Source organism: Rhizobium cerradonense, assembly GCF_030182455.1.
Taxonomy (GTDB): Bacteria; Pseudomonadota; Alphaproteobacteria; order Rhizobiales; family Rhizobiaceae; genus Rhizobium.
The window spans coordinates 89,657-108,961 of record NZ_JAQJCK010000011.1; the positions used below are offsets into that span (position 1 = coordinate 89,657).

Annotated in this window: 17 protein-coding genes; 3 read left to right on the forward strand and 14 right to left on the reverse strand. The window is 59.6% G+C overall.

Annotated features, from left to right (window positions below):
* Nucleotides 1-2 precede the first annotated feature (2 nt).
* The 9 genes from PH547_RS22715 to PH547_RS22755 form a co-directional block, all read right to left on the reverse strand.
* Nucleotides 3-959, reverse strand: coding sequence for an L-threonylcarbamoyladenylate synthase (locus PH547_RS22715; protein WP_004129766.1), 957 nt, complete (start codon nucleotides 957-959; stop codon nucleotides 3-5).
* Between the two features lie 121 nt (nucleotides 960-1,080).
* Entirely contained in the window at nucleotides 1,081-2,061 is a 981-nt protein-coding gene (locus PH547_RS22720; protein ID WP_004129768.1) for an aldo/keto reductase, read from the reverse strand.
* A gap of 3 nt (nucleotides 2,062-2,064) precedes the next feature.
* Nucleotides 2,065-3,348: a 3-oxo-isoapionate-4-phosphate decarboxylase OiaX gene (gene oiaX / locus PH547_RS22725; RefSeq protein ID WP_013984675.1), complete on the reverse strand. Its 1,284-nt coding sequence runs from the start codon at nucleotides 3,346-3,348 to the stop codon at nucleotides 2,065-2,067.
* 5 nt (nucleotides 3,349-3,353) lie between these two features.
* Complete coding sequence (locus PH547_RS22730) at nucleotides 3,354-4,388, reverse strand: aldo/keto reductase (protein WP_013984674.1); 1,035 nt, start codon at nucleotides 4,386-4,388, stop codon at nucleotides 3,354-3,356.
* Nucleotides 4,389-4,452: 64 nt separating this feature from the next.
* A complete protein-coding gene (locus PH547_RS22735; protein ID WP_004129775.1) occupies nucleotides 4,453-5,451 on the reverse strand; it encodes a substrate-binding domain-containing protein in 999 nt (332 codons plus the stop codon).
* Between the two features lie 95 nt (nucleotides 5,452-5,546).
* A complete protein-coding gene (locus PH547_RS22740; protein ID WP_004129777.1) occupies nucleotides 5,547-6,509 on the reverse strand; it encodes an ABC transporter permease in 963 nt (320 codons plus the stop codon).
* A 38-nt stretch (nucleotides 6,510-6,547) separates the two neighbouring features.
* Nucleotides 6,548-8,080 (reverse strand): sugar ABC transporter ATP-binding protein, encoded by a 1,533-nt coding sequence (locus PH547_RS22745; protein ID WP_004129779.1) that lies wholly within the window; start codon nucleotides 8,078-8,080, stop codon nucleotides 6,548-6,550.
* Nucleotides 8,081-8,149: 69 nt separating this feature from the next.
* Nucleotides 8,150-9,037, reverse strand: a complete 888-nt coding sequence (locus PH547_RS22750) for a beta-keto acid cleavage family enzyme (protein WP_004129780.1) — start codon at nucleotides 9,035-9,037, stop codon at nucleotides 8,150-8,152.
* A 10-nt stretch (nucleotides 9,038-9,047) separates the two neighbouring features.
* Nucleotides 9,048-10,400: a four-carbon acid sugar kinase family protein gene (locus PH547_RS22755; RefSeq protein WP_004129781.1), complete on the reverse strand. Its 1,353-nt coding sequence runs from the start codon at nucleotides 10,398-10,400 to the stop codon at nucleotides 9,048-9,050.
* 151 nt (nucleotides 10,401-10,551) lie between these two features.
* On the opposite strand from PH547_RS22755, the gene PH547_RS22760 reads away from it, so the two are divergent.
* Both PH547_RS22760 and PH547_RS22765 read left to right on the forward strand, forming a co-directional pair.
* Nucleotides 10,552-11,346: an SDR family NAD(P)-dependent oxidoreductase gene (locus PH547_RS22760; protein ID WP_004129782.1), complete on the forward strand. Its 795-nt coding sequence runs from the start codon at nucleotides 10,552-10,554 to the stop codon at nucleotides 11,344-11,346.
* 100 nt (nucleotides 11,347-11,446) lie between these two features.
* The gene (locus PH547_RS22765; RefSeq protein ID WP_004129783.1) at nucleotides 11,447-12,148 is read left to right on the forward strand and encodes a FadR/GntR family transcriptional regulator; all 702 of its coding nucleotides are present in this window, start codon (nucleotides 11,447-11,449) and stop codon (nucleotides 12,146-12,148) included.
* Between the two features lie 216 nt (nucleotides 12,149-12,364).
* On the opposite strand, the gene derI is transcribed toward PH547_RS22765, so the two are convergent.
* Genes derI through tkt form a run of 5 tightly spaced genes read right to left on the reverse strand, consistent with a single transcriptional unit; the run spans nucleotide 12,365 to nucleotide 17,730 of the window.
* The gene (gene derI / locus PH547_RS22770; protein WP_013984669.1) at nucleotides 12,365-12,820 is read right to left on the reverse strand and encodes a D-erythrulose-4-phosphate isomerase; all 456 of its coding nucleotides are present in this window, start codon (nucleotides 12,818-12,820) and stop codon (nucleotides 12,365-12,367) included.
* Between the two features lie 12 nt (nucleotides 12,821-12,832).
* Nucleotides 12,833-13,603 (reverse strand): triose-phosphate isomerase, encoded by a 771-nt coding sequence (locus PH547_RS22775; RefSeq protein WP_037155982.1) that lies wholly within the window; start codon nucleotides 13,601-13,603, stop codon nucleotides 12,833-12,835.
* Between the two features lie 42 nt (nucleotides 13,604-13,645).
* Nucleotides 13,646-14,695 (reverse strand): class II fructose-bisphosphate aldolase, encoded by a 1,050-nt coding sequence (gene fba, locus PH547_RS22780; RefSeq protein ID WP_004129785.1) that lies wholly within the window; start codon nucleotides 14,693-14,695, stop codon nucleotides 13,646-13,648.
* 6 nt (nucleotides 14,696-14,701) lie between these two features.
* The gene (locus PH547_RS22785; protein ID WP_004129787.1) at nucleotides 14,702-15,724 is read right to left on the reverse strand and encodes a class 1 fructose-bisphosphatase; all 1,023 of its coding nucleotides are present in this window, start codon (nucleotides 15,722-15,724) and stop codon (nucleotides 14,702-14,704) included.
* Complete coding sequence (gene tkt, locus PH547_RS22790) at nucleotides 15,721-17,730, reverse strand: transketolase (protein ID WP_004129789.1); 2,010 nt, start codon at nucleotides 17,728-17,730, stop codon at nucleotides 15,721-15,723. Before tkt ends, PH547_RS22785 begins: the two co-directional genes overlap by 4 nt.
* Before the next feature lie 443 nt (nucleotides 17,731-18,173).
* On the opposite strand from tkt, the gene PH547_RS22795 reads away from it, so the two are divergent.
* Nucleotides 18,174-19,304 (forward strand): substrate-binding domain-containing protein, encoded by a 1,131-nt coding sequence (locus PH547_RS22795; protein WP_004129791.1) that lies wholly within the window; start codon nucleotides 18,174-18,176, stop codon nucleotides 19,302-19,304.
* Nucleotide 19,305 lies beyond the last annotated feature (1 nt).

Genomic DNA, 19,305 nt, shown 5'->3' on the forward strand with positions numbered 1-19,305 from the left:
GCCTACGCGCAACGGGGCGCGGCAGCTCGTCTCAGCCGATCGTTGATTGCCCTGCCAAGGCCAATCAGAGGCACAGGGGCGAATGCAATCATGTCACTCGCGCCGGCCAAGGCGTCGGCTTCACTCATGGCGGTGTAGAGGTTGCGGGCAGCTTCCTGAAGGTCACCGGAAGAAGACAGCGTCAATTGACAGCCCTCGCACTCCGGTCCGAAACCGACCCAGACCATATTGGCGGCAGGACGGTCGACATTCATCTGAACGGCGGCTTCCGGAGCATAATGGCTCTTTAGCTGGCCTGGTGCCGAGACTTTTTGGGGCCCAGTGTCCTCGTCAATCGGGCCGAGTAAAGCTTCCAGTGCCTCCCGCGGAACTGACCCGTGGCGTAGAATGATCGGAGATCCGACCAAAGACAGAATAGTCGATTCCAGGCCGTGATCGCATATGTCTTCTTCCACGATTCCCGAAATCCGTCCGTCCAACTGGCGGACAACTTCCACGAAGCGGGTCGAGGTGACCTTCCCGGAACGATTGGCTGAAGGCGCTGCCACCGGAAATCCGACGGCCCGGATCAGCCGTTGGGCGACACTCGACGAGGGAAATCGGATTGCGACATTTTTCATGCCCGCGGTAACTGCGGTTGCGAGCCCCGCGTCTTCCCGCTTTGGCAGGAGCAATGTCAGAGGTCCCGGCCAAAAGCTGGCAGCAGCCAACTCTGCCTCCGGATTGAAATGTGCCATCCTGCGCGCCATTTCCACGTCCGAAACGTGGATAATCAGGGGATTATGCCGCGGGCGTCCTTTGGCTTCATAGATGCGCTCGATCCCGGCGGGGCTGCTGGCGTCCGCGCCGAGCCCGTAAACCGTCTCCGTCGGAAACGCGACAACTTCGCCATTTCGCATGAGCCGGGCGGCAGCTTCAATCGCGCTGTCGCTGACGTCAAAATGACGGGTGGTGGTCATCTTTTTTCCTCGCGCTGGTTCTGGAAGGGAGCAGAGATCGATACGACCAAAGCCATTGGCTCAGGAGGCCCGGTTCGGCGTGCCTCCTGACAGCCTCAACGTCGTCCCCGCTGAGCCAAACTCAGTTCAAGCCGACTACGCTATGCGGCACGTATGGCTCCTCGAGTTCGCGGACCTCGTCGTCGCTTAGCTTGACGGCCAAGGAAGCGACGGCATCCTTCAGATGCTGTAGCTTCGTTGCGCCGATTATAGGAGCCGTCACGCCCGCCTTTGTGTTAAGCCACGCCATCGCAACGAGGGATCGTGGGACGTTCTTGTCGTCTGCAATCTTTGCGACGACGTCTACGACGCGGCGATCCGCCTCGTCCGCGTGACCGTAGAACCGAGCGGTGACATTGTCGGTCTCGGACCTCAAACTGCTTTCCTCCCAAGGCCGGCTGAGGCGCCCGCGAGCCAGCGGACTGAACGCGATGATCCCCACCCCTTCAGCTTTACAGAGCGGCAACATCTCCCGCTCTTCCTCGCGATAAAGGAGGTTCATCTGAGCTTGCATCGAAACGAAACGCGACCATCCGGCAGCGTCCGACTTGTAGAGCGCGCGCGCAAATTGCCATGCGTAACAATTGCTGGCTCCGATGTAGCGAACCTTGCCGCTTCGAACGAGATCGGTCAGCGCTTCCAGCGTCTCTTCGATCGGGGTCGAATTGTCCCAGAAATGAATTTGGTAGAGGTCGATGTAGTCGGTCGCCAGCCGCTTGAGGCTGGCCTCAGCCTCCGCGATGATTGCCTTGCGGGAAAGTCCGACCGCATTCGCTCCGTTGCGCATCTTGCCGTAGACCTTGGTGGCAATGACAACCTCATCACGCTGCACCATCTCCCTGAGCAGCTTGCCGATGATCTCCTCGCTGGTGCCGTCCGAGTAGGCATTGGCCGTGTCGAAGCAGTTTATGCCCTGTTCGAGTGCCTCTTTGATAAATGGCCTACTGTCGTCTTCGGACAAGGTCCAAGCATGGTTGCCGCGATCGGCGACGCCGAAACTCATGCAACCAAGAACCAGTTGCGAAATTTTGAGACCTGACCGGCCAAGCCGACGATATTCCATCTGTCATCTTCCTTCTGATACGGTTTTAGAGCCGAACTTGGCGAGCGACTGCGCCAGCTCTGGATGAGATTTGGCATATTCATGGAGATCGATTCCGGCGACCGCGGCATCCCAGGCCGCACGAACCGCTCTGACACCCGCCGACGGCCCGCCGGGATGGCTGACGACGCCACCACCACAAAGGTAAAGGTGGTCAAGCGTCTGCTCCGTCCTTCGATAGGTCTCAGGCGCCTGTCCACCCCATTGACCCGAACAAACGACCGGTAACGGGCGGTCGGCATCACTGAAGATCGGTTTCTGGAGATCATGGAACGACTGAACGAAAGACGCGTCCGGCTCCCAGTATTTGGCGGCAATGCCGTTGATCTGGAATTGGTCGACGCCGAGAAGTCGCCAAAGCTGTTGGTAGACCGAGAAATCGAACCCAAGACCAGGATGTCGGGTGAGAAGATCCCAGCCGTTGCGATGGGCGTGCAAGACAAGGGACGACCGCCGACGCAGGAACAGAAAAGCGCCCATGCCGATCGAATTGATGTTGATGACAGCGGCGTTTCCACCCTCGCGCACGACCAGGTCGTGCTTGCGAACCATCTCGTCGGGATCGACGTCGGAAATGCCGAAGGCATACATCACCTTCTTGCCGGTGCGCTGCTCCTGATCCCGGATGATCGGCATGATCGCTTTCACCCGCGCCTCCAACGAGGAGTACGGTGGCGACATCAGTTTCTCGTCGTCCTTGATGAAGTCGACACCGGACGCGACGAGTTCAGCAACCACCTGCGCCGTTTCGTCCGGGGTGAGGCCGAGCGCGGGCTTGATGATCGTGCCGATGATTGGCCTATTGTAGACGCCTGTCAGACGCCGGGAGCCTTCGATCCCAAATTGAGGCCCCGGGTAGACGCCTTCAAACTCTGGAGGCAGCTGCAGGCCGATGACCCTCAGCCCGGTGAATTCCTTGATCGACCAGACCCCGCCCAATGCAACCGTGGTGACTGCCGCGAGGTCAGTTCCGACAGCCTCCAGGGGATAGGCGATTGTTGTCTCCGCTCGGTTGAAGACTTCGCCCGCTGCAGGGAGCGAGGGAACCTCAACAGAGTCCAGTTTCTCGAAAGCGACCACGCGCGCGGCCGCGCGCGCCTTCAGTTGCGGCGTCTCTCCGGGCAGGTCAACAAATGTACCCGTCGACTGGTCGCTTCCGATCTTGACCGCCAAGGCCTCAGCGCTCCCGGCGGTCTCAATCCGATAGGTGACCAGAATGTCCGAGGGCCTGCGCTGAGCCAGATCCATCGCTATCATGCCTCCGGAACTGGCGCGGCTTCAGGGATGAGGCCGGACGACTTCAGGTCGGCCCAGAACGCAGCCGGAACCGGCGTCGAGATCGCGGCGACGTTTGCGGCGACGTGTTCGGGCGCCAGCGCTCCCTGAACCACCGCGGTCACTGCAGGATGTGCGTAGACAAATTGTGTCGCTGCAGTCGCAAGCGAGACGCCATGGCGCTCGCAGACGGCTTCGAGCGCCTCGACCTTGCGGACGATCGCTTCAGGCGCGGGCTGGCAATCGTAGGTGCGGGTGGTTGTCATCGACTTGCTACCCTCGGCGAGGATGCCGGAGTTGTAGATGCCAGCCGCAATGATACCGATGCCGCGACGCTGCATTTCTGGATAGAAATGATCGAGAGCGCCGTGGTTGAGCAGGGTGTAGCGCCCGGCGACCATGGAGCAGTCGAGATCAAATTCCTCTGCCACCTGCAGGACCGACGCGGTTTCATTGACGCCGAGGCCGATGGCCTTCACGGAGCCTGTGCTGCGCAGCTCGTCACACGCCTTGTAACCGCTCGATCTCAGCGCCGAAAGGTGGGTGCTATACGCCTCGCGGTGCCATTCGCCGCTCACGTCGTGGAGATAGAGGATGTCAATGTGGTCCATACCCAGGCGCTGCTGGCTATCTTCGAAAGCGCGCATGATGCCGTCATAGGAATAGTCGTAGTCATCGACGAATGGCAGCGCCTTCACCCAGTCGATGCCGTAAAGGCTCTCGGCGCGCTTTGCGCGGCTTTCCGGCTTGAGTATCCGCCCCGCCTTGGTGCTGACCACGACCTTGCCGATGAGATCGTTGTTGCGAAGGACATGGCCGAGGGAATGCTCGGACTTTCCAAGGCCGTAAAGGGGCGCGGTGTCGAAATAGCGGACACCCAAGTCGTATGCCTTGAGGACGACCGCCTCGAAAGTCTGGAAGCTCACATCGACATTGCACCCGCCGAGCGGCGAGGTACCCAGCCCTAGCGAGGTCAGCGTCACATCGGTCTTTCCAACTTTTCTCTTCAACATGATGGTCGATCCTATTTCCCTGGTGTAAGGCGGACGGCCGTATGGGCCGTCCGCCGTTGTCCGATTACATGTACTTCTCGACATTGGTGGAATCGAGCACGAGCCACGGCACGACGTAGTCCTTCTCGGTGCCGCCCTTCCATTCCATCAGCGAGCCCCAGATTTCGGACTGTGGCTTGTAGCTCTCGCCCTTGATCGCCCGCAGTGCGAGGTCGACCGCGCCCTGGCCTTCGGCGCGGGCGTACTTGTAGAGACTGACCGCCATCTCGCCCTTCTTCACGGCGCGCTTTGCGTCCGGGATGCCGTCGATCGCAAGAACGGGAACGGTCTTGAGATCGATGCCGGCGCTCTTCATGGCTTCGATCGCGCCAAGCGCCATCTCGTCGTTTTCCGCAAGGACGCCGTTGATCTCACCCGGGTGCGCGAGCAACCAGTTCTCCATGAGCGCCTGACCCTCGGCGCGGCTCCAGTTGCCTGTCTTGTCTTCGATGAGCTTGAGGTTCGGGAACTTGGCGAGACCAGCGTCGATGCCTGCGCGGCGCTCGATCTGGGCCGACTGGCCGATCGGACCCTCCATGAGGACGACGTTGCCGCCGTTCGGAAGGCGCTTGGCGAGTTCCTCAGCGATGATCCGGCCGCCTTCGGTATCGTTAACGATGATGGACGCGGTGTATTTCGTCGACTTGGTCTTGAGCGCCGACACGATAAGCGGGATTTTCGCTTCGGCGGCCTTTTCGATCGGCGGTGCCGAGGCCTCGAGGTCGAACGGTGACATGATGATCGCGTTGAATTGTTGGGTGATCGCTGTGTCGATCTGGTTCGCCTGTGTCAGTGGATCATACTTGCCGTCGAAAACGGTGATCTCGACCTCGCCCGATTTGACGGCGGGATGGTTCTGGATTTCCGTCGACCAAGCCTTCATGTACTCGCCGGACTCACCGAACGAGAGAGCCGCGATCCGAATTTTGTCCTGCGCGAAGGCGAAGTTCCCGCCAGCCAACGTCGCTACGGCGATTGCCATACCCACACCCGCATTGAGCAGGTTCCTCCTAGACATCTGCATTTCATATTCTCCTCTGGTTTAAGATACGTCCGGACGCGACACGCTGGGCCGGACATTGTCGCCGGCCTTCCCCGGCGGCAATTTCGGGATTGGTCTTATTTGCGGATTTGGTCGGCGATGACCGCGACCACGATGATCGTGCCCTTGAGGACCTGCTGGTAGTATGAAGACACGCCCATGAGGTCCATGCCGTTGTTGATCGTGCCGATGATGAGCGCGCCGATCAGTGTGCCGAGCAGCGATCCGCGGCCGCCCGCAAGGCTCGTCCCGCCGATCACGACGGCGGCGATCGCATCGAGTTCATAACCGATGCCCGCTTGCGGCAGCGCAGCGGTAGTGCGAGCCGTCAGGACAAGCCCCGCAAGACCAGCCAGGAGGCCCGAGATCACATAGGTCGCACCGACGATCACCTTGGTGGAAATGCCGCTCGTGCGAGCCGCCTTCTCGTTGCCGCCAACTGCGTACACATAACGGCCGAAAGTCGTATAGTTTAGAACGGTCCATCCAATCAGGAAGACGACGAACAGGATGACGATCGGTACCGGGATATACATGATCTGCCCGGAGCCAATCCACTTGAAGGGATCCGACAGATTCGGGATGGGGCGTCCTTCCGAAAAGATCAAGGTGAGCCCGCGGGCCACGCTCAACATGCCAAGCGTCACTACGAACGGCGGGACCTTGACCGCGGCAACAAGCACTCCGTTCACCAAGCCGAGGCCGGCTCCCGCCGCGAGGCCCGCAAAGATACCGAAAAGCACGAACTGCTCGTTGGTCTCCGTTACGAGGCTGGCGGCGATCATGCCCGCGAGCGCCATTACGGAGCCGACCGATAGGTCGATGCCTTTAGTAAGGATGACGAAGGTCACTCCGATCGCCAGAATGCCGTTGATCGACGACTGGCGAACGAGATTCAGCCAATTCAACCATGTCATGAAGTACTGGTTCGCGAACGCGAAGAACGCGACGATCAGGAAAAACACGAGAACGATGCTGAACTGCCTGATCATTTCCCCGGCGCGGAAGTTTCCGGGCTTCGCCGCAGCGATGGTATTCATTACTCAAGTCCTCCCGTGAATGGGGCTATGACCGCTCATCAGCTCGCCATGTCCATAAGCGTCTGTTGCGTTGCTTCGGCACCGGCGATGATGTTGAGGAGCTGCCCCTGTTTGAAAATCGCGATCCTGTCGCTGAGCTGCATGATCTCCGGTGCCTCCGAGGAGACCACGAGGACGCCGTTGCCCTTCGCCGCGAAGTCTCGCAGGAACGCGTAGATCTCCTGCTTGGAACCTTCGTCGATGCCACGCGTCGGTTCGTCGCAAATGAGAAGCTTTGGATTTGTCAGAAGGCACCGGGCCAGCACGACTTTTTGTTGGTTGCCCCCTGACAGAGTTTCGACGGCAACATCTGGCGACGCCGACTTGATCCTCTGCGAGACGATCATGTCTTGAACCGCGCTGCGCTCTTTGTCCCCGCGGATGAAACCGCTGATGGCCATCAAGGCCAGCGATGAAAGCGTGATGTTGTGGGCGATCGATGCCGAGAGCACGAGACCACTGTCCTTGCGATCCTCGGTCACCATCGCCATTCCACGTTGAATTGCGTCCTTAGGACTGCCTGGCTTGACCTTACCGCCGTTGAAGACAACTTCGCCTCCCGTTGGTGAGTGCAGCCCGAATATTGTCTCGAGGAACTCGGTCCGCCCGGACCCAAGCAGCCCGTAGATCCCGACCACTTCGCCGGACGCCACGTCTAGCGAGATGTCTCGGAAATGAGGCCCGCGCGCCAAGTTCGAGACCGAAAGCAGGATTGGCGCGTCTTCGAGAGGCTTGCCCTTCTCGACCAGCTTGACTTCACGGCCGACGATCTGTGTCACAAGATGGCGGCGGTCGATGTCTTTGATGTTTCCAGTCTCGATGAAACGGCCGTCGCGGAAGACTGTGTACTCATCCGCGATCTCGAAGATTTCGGTGAGTTTGTGAGACACGTAGATAATTGCGGAACCGCGCGCGGTGATCTTGCGGAGCGCGTTGAACAAGACATGGACTTCGTGTTCGCCGATAGCAGATGTCGGCTCGTCCATGATGACGATATGTGCCCGATAGCTGAGAGCCTTCGCAATTTCGACGAGCTGAATCTGGGCGAGGCTCAGCTCCCCCATCTTCTTGGCAGCGTCGACTTCAAAGCCGAGTTCATCGAGGAATGCCTGGGCGTCCCTGCGCATCTGGCTAAAATCGACGAGCACGCCAAGTCGCTTCGGCTCGCGGCCAAGGTAAAGGTTCTCGGCGACGGTCATCTCGGGGACGGGGGAAAGCTCCTGCGTGATGATCGCGATGCCGTGACGCAAGGCGTCAGCGGCGCTTTTGAAGTCGACCTGCTCGCCATCGATCTCCACTATCCCTCCATCGCGGCGGAGCAGTCCCATCGTGATGTTGAGGAATGTCGACTTGCCGGCGCCATTACCGCCGCACAAGGCATGGACGGTCCCGGCCTTTAGAGTTAGTCGGCCATCAACGAGCGCTGGGACGCCGTTGAACGACTTTTCCACGCCCTCGGCCCGCAGAAGCACGCGTGCCGAAAACGACTGCGCGGTTCCCTGAACTGTTATCTTCTCAGTTGCGTTGACCATGATATGACGTCATACCTCGTAAAATCGAAATCTATGCCGCGTGTGTGCGGATCGCATGCCGTATTGGTTCTACGCGCCGTCCAGTTCGAGGATCGCGCGTGCCTCCTGGGGTGTAGCCGGCTCACGTCCGACCTTTTGGGCAATCTCAACAGCGCGCGATATGACTTCCGCGTTCGTGGGTGTGCCGAACTCGCGATAGGGATAGTCGCCTATTCCAATAGCCATGTGGCCGCCCAGACGGCAGATCGCAGGAGCAATGTTCAACAGATTGCCCCCAAGGCAATTGACCGTCCATTCGATCGGCCGGTCGTCGGGCAGAAATGCAAGATGCGCCATGAGACCCGCCTCGGTCGGCGGATGCCCGGTAATGTATCGCCCTCCCGTTAGGTGCAGGAGAAAGTAGGCGGGCCCCCTCACAAGGCCCGCGTCCATCAGGGCGATCGCGCGGCGCGTGAACCCAACAGACCAGGAAACTAGCTTCGGCTTTACGCCCTTTTCGGCCAAGGTACGCGCGTAGTGCGCGAGACTTTCGGTCGTGTTGAGATACAAACGTTCTGGATTTTCGAACCTGCGCGTCTCGGCATCCCAAAGCTCGAGATTGGCCGAACCGGTATCGATGGGCGCAATATCGGGCTTCGTAGCAGGGTCCAATGCCAGGGTTGCGACCGTGTCGATGCGCTTCATGGCGTCGGCATCATTCGAGATAAAGCCGAGCGTGGGAAGGATGAGTAGATCGGTCGCCTGCCTGACTTCGCGGATGATTTCGGCGTTTGCCTCAACGGTGTTTGTCGCACCGCCGTCGGCTGTCCTGGCATGATAGTGCAGAATCGCCGCTCCCGCCTTGCGGGCTGCAACGGCGGCCTCAACGATCTCGTCGGCGGTGTATGGGATATTAGGGTTGGATGTGCGCGGCGCGTACTCGTTGACCCTGGCTTCGAGGATGATTTTCTTTTGCATCTTTCGCTCCTTACGCCGCCAGATAACCAGAGGTGCCCGCCTTTGCCCGCAGGAAGAAGTCATCGGCACCAATCTGCCCGCCCTTCAGCATGACTTCGAGGCCATCGACTTCGGCGTCGCCCGGCGCATCCAGGCGGCAGACATGGCAATTTTGAACTTCGTCAAAAACGGCGATCTCGAGCGCTTCGGCGCCGATTGTCCGCACCGCATAGCTCGAACTGTCACCGCCCGAAAACACGATCCGCGGCAAGGAAACCGCGCGGCGCACGGCACGCGCAACGTCACAGTAGATGGCGCCCAAGCGTTCCGCGGGAACATCGCCGCCGGGCAGACGGCCGGTTTCCCCGCGAGCCGTGTAGATGATTGTAGGTCGACCGCGCACAAGGCTCTCGATCGCCTTCAAAGCAGCCTCCCGCGCAACTGCCTCAGCATCATCATCGGACCGGATTGTCGAGACATCCAAGTGGACAAGGTTCCACCCGGAAGCTTCGGCCACCGCGATCTGGCGCCCGGTTTGCAGGGCGCAACTGCCTGATAAGACGAGTAGATTTTCGACGCCGGCAATCTCCGTCTTGACGGGCTCCGCCGACGATAGCAGGCCCAAGCGGGCCCAAAGAGCGCCGAGGTGTTGCGCCAAGCCTTGAGCTGCTAGCGCGAACATCGGACGTGTCGGATACCGCGCCCAGAGCAGATCGGCGACAGCCGCAAGATCCGCATTTTCGAGCCCATCGAAAATGACCCCTGCCCCCTCTTGGAAGGCCTTGAAGACACGCTCCTCCATTGCCGAGCGGCTCCGGATTGCGGGAAGCGTGACGTTGACGAATTCCTTATCTGTCTGCCCAGCCAGATGCATGCGCAGATCCGCCTCGTGCATCGGCGTCCTGGGGTGGCGCGACATGCTCGGGTGCCGGTCGAGCCGCTCAATCCTGTCGGCAAAGCGCGCGAAATGATTTCCGAAACAGGTGTAGCGCCCGAAGTCCGGGGTCGCGGCGAGGACTGGAACATCCCTCTTGCCGAAGTGAGCCGCAGCGCGCGCCAGAACAGCACCATAGCTTCCAACGGTGGGCGATGAGTCGAACGTAGAGCAGATCTTGTATTGGATAAGCGGACTGTTGAGGGTGCGCATGATCGAAAACGCACTGTCAAGCTCCTCGTCGAGCTCGACGCCGGACAACGCCCTTGCGGTACCGGCGAAGCCAAGCACATCATAAGACAGAGAATCTGTTGACGCCGTCCGTGCTGAAGGGCGTGCGAGATAGAGTTTTCCCTTCACACCACTGCGATGGAACTGCGCCAGGTTTTCGGAAGAACCCGTGAAGTCGTCGCCGTAAAACACGGCCTTGAGCTTGCCAGCTGATGTCATCGGATCCTCCCAATATCCCGGCCGAGGATATCTTCCTCCATACATCAGCCGGGCTTCACTCTTGACAATACTCATAGAAGCAGCTCATAACTCTGTCAAGGTCATACCTTATACCTTATACCTCATATCGAGAAAATTGGAGGACGACGAGATGAGACTTTCTGGACGCACTGCCGTGGTGACGGGCGCTGGCCGGGGCATCGGACTGGCAATCGCTGAAGCCTATGTTCGCGAAGGCGCGAATGTCGTTATCGTCGACCGCGATCTGGAAGTGGCGAACGAAGCCGCCGAGCGGCTTGGGGAGCGGGCTTTGGCCGTCCGCGCCGATATTTCGGTCAACGAAGACGTTGAGACGATCGTTAAGGAAACGATTGGCCGGTTCGGCACGGTCGACATACTCGTGAACAACGCGGGCGTGGGCGCAACCACTCTGTTTCTCGAAAGCTCAAGGGAGGAATTCGAACGCGTCGTCCGGATCAATCTGACCGGAACATTCCTCGTGGCGCAAGCCTTTGCTCGGATCATGGCCGCCAAAGGCTATGGGCGGATCATCAATATCGCTTCGCTGTCCGGTCAGAAGGGCGGTGTCGGACGTTCGGCCTATGGAGCCTCAAAGGCCGGCGTCGAACTCCTCACGAAGGTTATGGCGGTCGAACTCGCGGAATCGGGAATCAACGTGAATAACATCGCACCGGGCCCGATATTGACCGAGGTCTCGAAAGTCATGCACACGGTCGAAACGCGTGACGCCTATCATCGGCTAGTTCCGCAACGCCGTTATGGCGAACCATCGGAAATCGCTGATGCCGCGGTGTTCCTGGCGAGCGACGATGCTGCCTATATTACGGGGCACACCCTGAACGTCGACGGCGGCTTCCTGGCCGCTGGCCTCATGTTCCCATTCGATCCAAAAGCCTCGAAGCGGCTGGGACAAATCAGCGAATAACCTGGAGAAGTGGCCAGTTCGACGTTCGGCATTTGTCGCAAGCGGTAAAACGCGGTATGACCTCGTACCTTTTCGATTTCTGATTGGAGCGTGACCAGGAATGCTGTCTGTTGACCCAAAGAAAATCCCAAGCCGGCTGGACATAGCGCTCGACTACATTACGGGCGAAATTGCCAAAGGCAACCTCGGGCCTGGTGACAAACTTCCCAATGAAAAAGAGCTGGCCCAGCTTCTCGGGATCAGTCGCACTCCAATCAGAGAGGCGATCAAAACGCTCGCGGTCTCGGGTCTTGTCGAGACGCGTCATGGCTTTGGAAATTACATCCGTAAGGACGAAGGCCTTCCGGCGATGCCGCTCGCGATGTTTCAGCTCTATCTTCAGAGCTCGACGCCTGAGATGCTGATGGAACTGCGATACATTTTCGACCGCAACTGTTCAGAACTCGCGTCGCTGCGGCGTACGGACGAAGACCTCGCCACGATGAGAGAGTGCATCGACCGACTAAAAAGGCTGTCGGAGGATGCGAACTCCGCGATCGAAGATCTCCTCAAGGCCGATCTCGATTTCCACCGAGCAATATACAAAGCTGCCGGAAACCCGTTGATCGTCGTGATCGCCGACTTCGTGCTGACGATGGTCGCGCCTTGGGTGCAAAAATCGCTAGAGGTCAGTGGCAAATGGCGCGCAGTCGATCTCCACGAACACATGTTTCAGATGATCCGGGACAGAAAGACCGGTGACCTCAGCCGCGAAAGCGTCGAGGAAAACATGGAACACTTCCGCACATCCCTGCTGAAATGACAGCCAGGGCATCACGTCAAGGCGTGGCGCATCTTGCATTTCCCGCAGGTCGCACTGCGATCATCACCGGCGGCATCTGAAGGCGGACGCGAAGCCCGGATACCGTATGCCGCCCGGCCTATTCGCCGGGTTCTGAAAATTGCCAGAAAACGATAATGCGCCAGGCTGATTGCGCCTGGCGCGTCGACCGCGAGCAATGCTTGCCCAGCCTTCCAACTAGCGGGTGTGGTATTTCGTATCGACCTCGTCGATGGCGGCAACATTGCTGGCCGAGCGACCGTTCTCGTCGAACCTCTGGGCGAGGAAGGAGTCGACGATCGTCTTCGCAAGTTCCGATCCAATGACGCGGGCGCCCATGGTAATGATCTGGGCGTTGTTCGACAACGCCGCCCGCTCGGCGGAATAAGTATCGTGTGTGAGGGCTGCCCTAATACCCGGCACCTTGTTTGCCGAAATGCAGACGCCGATCCCGGTGCCGCACACCAGGATGGCCTTGTCATAGGTGCCGTCGAGCACGCCGTTGGCGACCCTGTCGGAGAGGTTCGCATAGAAATCGTCGAGACCGGCGTCCGTCCGGGAGACCTCGAACACCTCGAAACGGTCCTTGAGATAATCGGCGAGGACCTTGGCGAGGCCTTCGCCCGCGCTGTCGCCTGCTACTGCAATTTTCATCTTCATCACTCCTCAGATTTTGGCCGCGCACTTTTCGAGGATGTCGAGGTAGCCCTCGATCTTCCAGGCCGAGCGGCCGATGAACAGCCCATCGACATGGGGGCAGGATATGAGCTCTTCGCAGTTGTCCGCGTTGACCGAACCGCCGTAAAGGCAGGGAATGCGCCGGCCGAGCACGGCTTCCGCGAACGCGATGATCTCGGCCTGGCGGGCGTCGGCGTAGTCCGCTGTCGCGGGGATCCCATCGACGCCAATGGCCCAAACAGGCTCGTAGGCAAGCAGTATCGGTTTGTGCTTCTGGTCGGTAGAAAGGCTTCCCAACGCGCCGCGAACCTGGCGCTCGAGGACGTCGCGGGCTCGCCCGGCCTCGCGTTCGGAAAGTGTCTCCCCTATGCAGATGAGCGGGATCAAGCCGTGGCGAACCGCCGCCCCGACTTTCAGTCCTACCGTCACGTCCGTCTCACCGAAATGTTCACGCCTCTCGGAGTGACCAAGCTCGACGATGTCGAGGTTGCAGTCCTTGAGCATCAAGGGTGAAATCTCGCCCGTCCAGGCGCCCTCCTCGTCCCAATGCATGTTCTGCGCGCCGACCTTCACCGACGTGCCCGCCAACGTGGTCTTCACTTCCCGGACAACAGTGAAAGGAGGGATGACAAAGCGCTGGATGCGCGGATGGGACGTGATGTCTGCGGCCCTGAGACCGTGCGCAAACTGCGCGGCATCGGCAAGCGTCTTGTTCATCTTCCAGCTGGTGCCAATCCAGAGGGTTTTCTTCTCGGTCATCGCCGCTTCACCACGTTTGCGTTCAAATGGATGTTGGCCGACCTAGAGCGAGCCGGCTCGATACCGCTTCGCCATTTCCGCGAGCGGCACAACATGAATGGAGCTTGCGCGTCCTGCCGTTCCGAAAGCTTCGAATCTCTCGCGGCACAGCTTTGAAAGCGCCGTCATTGCAGGCTTCAAATATTTGCGAGGGTCGAATTCTGTCGGATCTTCGGACAGCACTCGGCGCACCTGCCCGGTCATTGCCATGCGGCAATCAGTGTCGATGTTGACCTTTCGCACACCATGCCGAATGCCGCGCAGGATTTCCTCGAGCGGCACGCCCCAGGTGGGCTTCATCCGCCCGCCGAAGCGATTGAAAATTTCTTGCAACTCCTCCGGCACGCTTGACGAACCGTGCATGACGAGATGGGTATTCGGAAGTTTCCGGTGAATCGCCTCGATAACATCCATTGCCAGCACGTCACCGTCCGGCCGGCGTGAGAACTTGTAGGCGCCATGGCTGGTGCCCATTGCGACGGCAAGCGCATCCACCTTGGTCTCCGCGACAAATTTCGCCGCCTCCTCCGGATCGGTCAAAAGCTGATGCGGATCGAGCTTGCCTTCGACGCCGTGACCGTCTTCCGCCTCGCCCGTACCGGTCTCAAGCGAGCCCAGAACGCCAAGCTCCCCTTCCACCGAAACCCCTGCCCAATGGGCCGTGTCGCTGACGCTTCTCGTGACCTTGACGTTGTAGTCCCAATCCGCCGCGGTTTTCCCGTCAGCAAGGATCGATCCGTCCATCATGACGGACGTAAAACCATGCTGGATCGCGGTGACGCAGGTGCTCGGTTCGTTTCCGTGGTCAAGATGGACGCAAACGGGGATATGCGGATAGATTTCCGTCACAGCCTCCATCATGTGCTTGAGCATGATGTCGTTGACATAGGCTCGGGCCCCACGGCTCGCCTGGAGAATCACAGGCGAATCCGTTCCGTCGGCCGCTTCCATGATGGCAAGCGCCTGTTCCATGTTGTTAATGTTGAACGCCGGGACGCCGTAGCCGTGTTCGGCGGCATCATCCAGCAGCTGGCGGAGAGTAATCCTGGCCATGACGTGTTACTCGCTGGTTGGATTGGAATTGAGATAGCTTGCGATCACGTCGACCTCCGTCGCCGAACCGAAAACCAGCGGCGTGCGGCAATGGTGAGAGGTCGGGATCTTGTCCAGGATGGCGGTCGTGCCGTCGGTGGCCCGCCCCCCGGCCTGCTCCATCAGGAACGCGATCGGATTCGCTTCATACACCAGGCGAAGGCGCCCATTTTCAAAGCCGGGTCGCTTGTCGCCGGCGTAGAAGAACACACCGCCCCTGATCAGGATCCGGTGGAGCTCTCCGACTGCCGATCCGAGCCAACGCATGTTGAAATCGCGGCCGCGCGTTCCCTCCTTGCCGGTCAGACAATCCTGAAGATACAGGCTCATGGCAGGGTGAAGGTGACGGTGGTTGGAAGCGTTATATGCAAGCTCGGACGTGTCGCGAGGTATCTGAACCTGCCTTTTGACGATCAGGAACTCGCCGGTTTGGGGATGCATCGTCGCCAGCAGCACACCCTCACCGACCGAAAAGCCCAAATCGACCGTGTTGCCGAATGAGACATAACCGGCCGCGGCCTGGCGCTTTCCAGGGGTTAAAAAGGGATCTTCAGCTTCGCAGAAAGGCATGATCGAGAAGATCGTGCCGACGGGCGTGCCCAGCCCGACATTGCCTGAACCGTCGATCGGATCGATTGCGACCGCAAAATGCTGGCCATTGAGCATAACTGGCGCGTCGGCCTCCTCGGACAGGACCCTGGCAGCGCCTGCGCGTGCGAGTATTTCGACGAACAACTCGTGCGACGCGATGTCGATTGCCTTTTGCGCATCACCGTCGGTATTTGATCCGACAAGGTGGGCCAGATCGCCCTCCAGGGAACCGGCTGCGATGCGTGCGGATAAAAGACAGGCGCCATCCAACACACCGTGGATTAGAGCCGCCACCCCCTGACGGGACAAATCCTCAGCAGCCCAGGTCGAGAGGTACTCATCGACAGAACCATACTGGACGCCCGCTTCGTCATTTCCGGGTGTCGCCGGCGCGCTCATTGCTTGCCCCTTATCCTTGCTAGGGCGCGCGTGACGATTGCGTCACCCGTGATCCCAAATTGCTCGTACAGCGTCTCGGCCGGCGCAGACGCTCCGAAGCCGGACATCCCAATCACGTCGTCTTCGCTGTCGACATACCTAGTCCAGCCGAACTTCGAGAGCGCTTCCACGGCAATGCGCGGCGCGTTGCCGAGGACCGAGCTGCGGTAATCCTTGGGCTGCTGTTCGAAGAGATCCCAGCTCGGCATCGAGACGACAGCGGCGGGAACGTTTCTCGCCTCAAGCTCGTCGGCAGCCTGGATCGCAAGCGCGACTTCCGTTCCAGTGGCGATGATTGTGACGGCACGTTCGCTGCTCGCTTCCCGCAGCACATAGGCTCCCCGTGCGCAGCGATTGATGCCGTCACGCTGGGCGCGCAGTTGCGGGACATTCTGCCGCGAGAGCGCCAAAACCGACGGCGTGTTCTTGCTGGTTATTGCAAGATCCCAGCATTCCAGCGTCTCGATGGTGTCGGCCGGCCGGAATACATGCAAGTTCGGCATTGCCCTGAGGCTGGCAAGATGCTCGACCGGCTGGTGCGTCGGACCGTCTTCGCCAAGACCGATCGAGTCATGCGTCATCACGAAGATAGAGCGGACGCCCATCAGAGCCGCCACACGAATGGCATTGCGGCAATAATCCGAGAAGACGAGGAACGTGCCACCATAGGGTATGACGCCGCCGTGAGCCGCCATACCGTTCATCGCGGCGGCCATGGCAAACTCTCTAACGCCATAGCTGACATACCGCCCGCTTGCAGCGGCGGTGAAATCGCTGTCGACGGCCGGAACCCGGGTCAAGTTTGAGTGGGTGAGGTCAGCGGACCCGCCGATCATTTCCGGAAGCAGCTCCGTCAGCGCTTCCAGTGCGATCTGGCTTGCCTTACGCGTTGCCACTGATTGCGGCTTGTCGAGCAGCTTTGCCTTGGCGGCGTTGACCGCTTCCTCATATCGCGCTGGCAATGAGCCGGCGGTGCGGCGTTCAAACTCACTTCTGACATCTGCGCCCGCTGCTTCGAGCCGCGCTTGCCAGTCCTTGCGCGCCTTGGCGCCCTTCGCGCCGACTTCGCGCCAAGTTTTGAGGATTGGAGCAGGAATCTCGAAAGTGTCCGCCGTCCAGCCATAGACTGCCTTCGTCGCGGCGGCTTCGCTGGCGCCGAGCGGTGCACCATGTACGGAGCTTGTTCCTGCCCTTGACGGAGAGCCGTATCCGATGATGGTTTTCAGGGCTATGAGGGATGGTCTGGATCCTTCCGTCTTCGCCTGCGAGATCGCCGCGTCGATCGCATCCGGATCATGACCGTCAACGCGCTGCGTGTGCCATCCGTAGGCGTCGAACCTCGCGAGCACATCTTCCGAAAACGCGATTGCGGTCGAGCCGTCGATGGTGATGGAGTTGTCGTCGTAAAGGACGATCAACTTGCCGAGCTGCAGGTGGCCGGCCAGCGAAGCAGCTTCCTGACCAACACCTTCCATGAGACACCCATCTCCACAGAAAACGTAGGTCCGGTGATCGACAAGCGCTGCGCCAAATTCGGTTGATAGGCGCCGCTCCGCGATAGCCATTCCGACAGCCGACGCGATCCCCTGTCCGAGCGGCCCGGTGGTCGTCTCGACGCCAGCGGTGTGCCCGTATTCGGGATGACCTGGCGTTTTGGAGCCCCATTGGCGGAAGTTGCGAACCTGCTCAATCGTCATGTCTTCGTACCCGGTGAGGTGCAGAAGGCTGTAGAGCAGCATCGAGCCATGGCCGTTCGACAGGACGAAACGATCGCGGTCCGGCCAGCCAGGTTCGCTTGAATCGAACTTGAGGTGCCGGCCGAACAGCACCGCCGCCGCATCAGCCATGCCCATGGGCATTCCGGGGTGCCCGGACTTTGCGGCCTCAACCGCGTCGATCGACAGGACACGGATAGCGTTCGCGAGATCGCGGATCGAAACTGCTGCTGTCAATTCTTCCTCCCTCATAAACCGCGACTAATGTGGCGCACTTTTCTGGATATCACAATATCGAAACACAAAATAACGTATCCTATACGACAAACATAACAATATCACATTCAGCTGCAAAAAGTCTGCCCATCGACATCATACCTCATACCTTATACCTCTCCATTTGCGCAATAGCTTTTATTTGACTACCGCGTCGATCGGGAGCCGTAAGGATCGTTCCGGGTCGATTTCATGGGGGCGGTCTGCCTCGATCCGTTTGGTGGCAAACGGACAAGGCGACCACCGTGATGACTACCGCGTTGGGCACTCACGGTGGTTGAAACCATCCCAAATGCGGGATGCTCAATTCGGCTCGCCGATGTTTCCGACATTTCTTCAGTTGACAGCTTTTACAAATGCATTAACGTATACGTTATTGAATTCGAGGAACTCAATAGGCCTTAAAGGGAGGAACCGAAATGCCTATGACGATGCGCAAGTCCCTACAGATGATCGCCCTTGCCACTGCCCTCGGCGGCAGCGCTGCCTATGCGCCGAGCGCCTTCGCGATCGATGTCGATAAACAGATCAAGGATATTGAAAGTCACCCGGCAAGCGGGCCCAACGGCGAAAAAGCGACCCTCGCGAGCGACCTGAAGCTATCCGCCGAGGAGATCGAAAAGATCAAGGCGAAGCATGCCAAAGCGGCCATTGTGATGCACTACACGGCGTCTGACTGGGCCAAGGCCCAGATGGCCGGGCAAAAGAAGGCCCTGGAAGAGCTCGGCGTCGAAATCGTTGCGACGACTGATGCTGGATATCGCGCGGAGCAGCAAGTTTCAGACATCGAAAGCGTCATGGCGCTCAAACCTGACGTCATGATCACCGTTCCCGCCGAGCAGTCAGCCACGGCCGCAGCATACAAGAAAGCTGCTGCCGCTGGCATTAAGATCATCTTCCTTGACCAGACCGGCGCCGGGATGAAGGCTGGCAAAGACTATGTGAGCCTCGTCTCTTCCGACAACCGCGGGATGGGAAAGGTCGCCGCACTGCTCATGGCCAAGGCGCTCGACGGCAAGGGCGAAATCGGTCTCATCCCGCATGCGTCCGACCTTTTTGCCACCAAAGAACGCGTGGTCGGCTTCAAGGAAGCGATCAAGGATTATCCGGATATCAAGATCGTCCAGGAGACCGGTGTCGGAGGCCCTGATTTCTCAAGCGAATCCGAGCGCGTCGCCTCCGCAATGCTGACGGCCCACCCCAACCTCAATGGCATCTGGGCCGTGTGGGACGTTCCAACAGAAGGCGTCCTGTCAGCGGCGCGCGCAGCGGGCGCGTCCAAGAGCCTCGTCATCACCACTTGCGACCTTGGCGTCAACATCTCGATCGACATGGCTAAGAAGGGTTACGTCAAGGGAACCGGATCCCAGCGTCCGTACGGCGCCGGTTATGCCGAGGGCATCCTTGCCGGATACGCCCTACTCGGAAAGGACGCACCTCCCTACGTCGTGCTCCCGGCCCTTGCGGTGACCCGCGATAACCTGATCGAGGCGTGGCCGCAGTCGAACGGCGACCAGGCACCGAAGATTCTCACCGACGCAATGAACTAAC